The organism is Saccharopolyspora sp. NPDC000995, assembly GCF_053599315.1.
Genome location: NZ_JBSFLZ010000251.1, coordinates 1 through 3,607, shown reverse-complemented (window position 1 = coordinate 3,607; position 3,607 = coordinate 1). Strand labels below are relative to the sequence as shown.

The 3,607-nt window shown below is 69.5% G+C and carries 4 protein-coding genes; all 4 read left to right on the top strand.

The window, feature by feature from the left end; translation table 11 throughout:
* Positions 1–1,695, top strand: a 1,695-nt coding sequence (locus ACWDKQ_RS35475; protein ID WP_450143122.1) for a dihydroxyacetone kinase family protein, incomplete at its 5' end; no start/stop codon positions are given.
* Positions 1,696–1,728: 33 nt separating this feature from the next.
* A complete protein-coding gene (locus tag ACWDKQ_RS35470) occupies positions 1,729–2,220 on the top strand; it encodes a ribose-5-phosphate isomerase (RefSeq protein WP_450143121.1) in 492 nt (163 codons plus the stop codon).
* Positions 2,221–2,232: 12 nt separating this feature from the next.
* Positions 2,233–2,874 carry a class II aldolase/adducin family protein gene (locus tag ACWDKQ_RS35465; RefSeq protein WP_450143120.1) on the top strand — a complete coding sequence of 214 codons (642 nt, stop codon included), beginning with the start codon at positions 2,233–2,235 and terminating at the stop codon, positions 2,872–2,874.
* Between the two features lie 113 nt (positions 2,875–2,987).
* A complete protein-coding gene (locus tag ACWDKQ_RS35460) occupies positions 2,988–3,500 on the top strand; it encodes an ISL3 family transposase (RefSeq protein WP_450143119.1) in 513 nt (170 codons plus the stop codon).
* Positions 3,501–3,607: the final 107 nt, after the last annotated feature.

Genomic DNA, 3,607 nt, shown 5'->3' with positions numbered 1-3,607 from the left:
ACCGAGGACATGGTGACCGGTTTCGTGGCAGCGCACCCCGAACACGTCCGGCAGGTGCCCGGCGGCGTGGTGCGGGCGAAACGCGCGCGCGAGGGCAAGGTCGCCGTGGTCACCGGCGGCGGGTCCGGGCACTACCCGGCCTTCTGCGGGGTGGTCGGGCCGGGCTTCGCCGACGGCTCGGTCATCGGCAACATCTTCACCTCGCCGTCGGCCGACGACGCCTATTCGGTGGGCCGCGCGGCCGACCGGGGTGCGGGGGTGGTGTTCTCGTTCGGCAACTACGCCGGCGACAACATGAACTTCGGGCTGGCGGTGGAACGCCTGGAGCGCGACGGGATCCGCGCGCACAACGTCGTGGTGACCGACGACGTGGCCAGCGCCCCGGCTGCGGAGCAGACCAAGCGCCGCGGCGTGGTCGGCGACTTCGTGGTCTTCAAGGTCGCCTCGGCGGCGGCCGAGGAAGGCTACTCCTTCGACGAGGTGGTGCGGGTCGCCGAGCACACCAACGCGCGCACCCGCAGCCTCGGCGTGGCCTTCGACGGCTGCACGTTGCCGGGCCAGGACCAGCCGCTGTTCGAGGTGCAGGAAGGCCGGATGGGCCTCGGGCTCGGCATCCACGGCGAGCCGGGCGTCTCCGAACGCGACATGCCGTCGGCGTCGGAGCTGGCGAAGATCCTGGTCGACGGCCTGCTCGCGGAGGCACCGGAAACGGATGGGGAGAAGCCGCGGGTGACGGCGATCCTCAACGGACTGGGCGCCACCAAGTACGAGGAACTGTTCGTCGTCTGGGGCACCGTGTCCCGGCTGCTGGCCGAGGCCGGCCTGGAGGTCGTCTCGCCCGAGGTGGGCGAGCTGGTGACCAGCCTCGACATGGCCGGTTGCTCGCTGACGCTGACCTGGCTGGACCCGGAACTGGAGTGGCTGTGGCAGGCCCCGGCCGACACTCCCGCCTACCGCAAGGGGAACGGCGCGTTCGCCCGCGCGCAAGAGTCCGAAGAGGACGATGAGCTGCCGGCGGCGCCGGGGAAGGTGATCGTGGTGGCCCCGCCGGAAGGCCAAGCGACCGCCGCGGTCGTGGCGAAGGCCCTGCACGCGGTGGCGGAGCTGCTGCACGGCAAGGAAGAAGAACTCGGTCGCCTCGACGCGATCGCGGGCGACGGCGATCACGGCCGCGGCATGACGCGCGGTAGCGCGGCCGCGGTGGCGGCCGCCGACGAAGCCGTGGCGCAGGGCGTCGGTCCGGCGGCGGTGCTGGTCGCCGCGGGTGATGCGTGGGCGGCGAAGGCCGGGGGCACCTCGGGCGTGTTGTGGGGCGCGGCGCTGCGGTCGTTCGGCGCCCTGCTGCCCGACCACCGCGCGGCAATGGCCAACGACTTGACGGCAGGCGCTTCGGCGGCGCTCGCGGCGGTGCAGCGGCTCGGTCGAGCCGAGCTCGGCGACAAGACGCTGGTCGACGCTCTGATTCCGTTCGTCGAGGAACTCCGCCGCGCCGTCGATGCCGGCGAAAGCGGCCGGGACGCCTGGCAGCAGGCCGCGAAGGAGGCGACGAAGGCCGCCGAGCAGACCGCGGAGCTGCGGCCCCGCACCGGCCGCGCCCGGCCGCTGGCCGAGCGCAGCGTCGGAACCCCTGACCCGGGTGCGATGTCGCTGGCGCTCGCGCTCAACCGGGTCGGGGCCGTGCTCGCCGAAAAATGATGGGCTCGCCGGGAACGGGAAGGATGAGGCGAAGTGACTGAACAGGCTCCGTTGCGCATCGTGGTCGGCTCCGACGACGCAGGACTGCAGTACAAGGAAGCGCTGAAGAAGGATCTGGAGAACGACCCCCGGGTGGTCAGCGTGGCGGACGTGGGTGTCGGCTCCGACGAGCACACCGCCTACCCGCACGTGGCAGTCAATGCCGCGCGCCTGGTCTCCGAAGGAGAAGCGGACCGCGCTTTGCTGGTGTGCGGCACCGGGCTCGGCGTGGCGATCAGCGCGAACAAGGTGCCGGGTATCCGGGCCGTCACCGCGCACGACAGCTATTCGGTGGAGCGGTCGGTGCTCAGCAACAACGCCCAGGTCCTGTGCTTCGGCCAGCGCGTGGTCGGCCTGGAGCTGGCCCGCAAGCTGGCGTCGGAGTGGCTGGACTACCGGTTCGACGAGTCTTCGCCGTCGGCCCAGAAGGTTACCGCGATCAACGGCTACGAGTCGGTGCCGGACGCATCCGGCGCCACGTGTTGAATGAGGGATGAAGTGAGCAGTTCGCGATTGGCCGAGCAACGGCGCGAGGTCATCGAGATCGCCCGGCGGATGACGGCGGACCGGCTGGTGGTCGGCACCTCCGGCAACGTGTCGGTCCGCTGCGGCGACCTGGTGGCGGTGACGCCGTCGGGCGTCGACTACGAGAAGCTGGCGGTGGCGGACATTCCGCTGGTGGACCTCACCGGCAACGTGGTCGAGGGCGATCTCAAGCCCACGTCCGAACTTCCGATGCACCTCACCGCCTACCGGAAGCACGACGCAGGGGCAGTGGTGCACACGCACTCGTTGCACGCCACCGCGTTGTCGTTGCTGCGCAACGATGTTCCGGCGGTGCACTACCAGCTCGCGGACTTCGGCGGACCGGTGCAGGTGGCGGAGTACGCCACCTTCGGCAGCGACCAGCTGGCCGAGACGATGTCCGGTGCCCTGGCGGGACGCGCCGGATGCATCCTGCGCAACCACGGAACGATCACCATCGGAGCCAGCCTGTCTCAGGCCTACAACCGGGCGCGGCAGTTGGAGTGGCTGTGCGAACTCTGGCTGACCGCGATCCGGGCAGGTGCCCCGAGCCTGCTCAGCGACGAGGAACTGGCCCGCTGCGCGGAACTGTTCGCCGGCTACGGCCAGAAATAGCATCAAGCGGTGTCGGTCCGGGCCGTGCTAATGGCGAGCCCGCCGGGTCCCTTGGTGCGGGGGTGCGGTCCCGGAGGTATTCGCGGTGTTGGTCGGGTAGTGTTCGCCACAAGATGCTCTCCGAGGTGCGGCGGCGCCTGACCTTCCAGCACCGCGGCCGCCGCGGCCGCAAGACCGACCCGGAATGGATCGCCCGCAATCGCCTGAACCGCAACTGGGAAGACCTCACCGACGAGCAGGTCACGAAAACGTGGACCAAGCTGGAAGTGGCTGGGCCGATCGGCACCGGCATCATCACCGCCTGGATCGCCAAAGAGGAACTCCGCGCCGTCCTGGCCTGCAACCGGGACAGGTTCAACCCCGCCGAGATCCGCAAGCGTCTATACGATTTCTACCTCTGGTGCGCCGACAGCGGCATCGAAGAGATCAAGCGACTGGCCACCACCATCGAGACCTGGTGGGACGGCATCGAAGCGTTCCTTCGGACCGGCATCACCAACGCCAAAAGCGAGGGCATCAACCGAGCCGTCAAACTCGCCGCCCGCAACGCCTACGGATTCCGCAACCCCGAGAACCAGCGCCTACGCACACGCAGCGTCACCAGCAAAGTGACCGTGCCCGGCTAAATTCGAAGACCCTCGAAACCGCACCGTTCGAGTTGCGGGTCATGCGCTTTGACTCGCGAGTACGAATACGTGCTGCAGTTCACCTTTTCGCTCGCGAGCGTATCCGG